The organism is Stenotrophomonas sp. GbtcB23, from assembly GCF_019091045.1.
Lineage (GTDB): Bacteria > Pseudomonadota > Gammaproteobacteria > Xanthomonadales > Xanthomonadaceae > Stenotrophomonas > Stenotrophomonas rhizophila_A.
Genome location: NZ_JAGXKC010000395.1, coordinates 1 through 274 on the forward strand (window position 1 = coordinate 1; position 274 = coordinate 274).

The 274-nt window shown below is 59.5% G+C and carries 1 protein-coding gene; it reads left to right on the forward strand.

Annotation, left to right across the window (positions count from 1 at the left end; genetic code table 11):
* Positions 1–4: 4 nt before the first annotated feature.
* A partial coding sequence (locus tag KVS69_RS19545; protein ID WP_302675391.1) for a PrpF domain-containing protein occupies positions 5–274 on the forward strand: 270 nt, incomplete at its 3' end.

A 274-nucleotide genomic window follows, 5' to 3' on the forward strand; every position in this document is an offset into this window, starting at 1 on the left:
GTTGATGAGGGGCGGCACCTCGAAAGGACCGTTTTTTCTGACGGACGACCTGCCGCAAGATGTCGAGATCAGAGACAAGGTTCTGATCTCGGCGCTGGGCGCTGGCCATGCGTTGCAGATCGACGGAGTGGGAGGTGGCAACCCCGTGACGAGCAAGGTTGCGATCGTCGGGCGTTCCAGGCGCCCGGACGCCGATGTCGAGTACCTGTTCGCACAAGTCAGCGTTGAGGAAAGGCGTGTCGATACGACACCAAACTGTGGCAATATGCTTGCT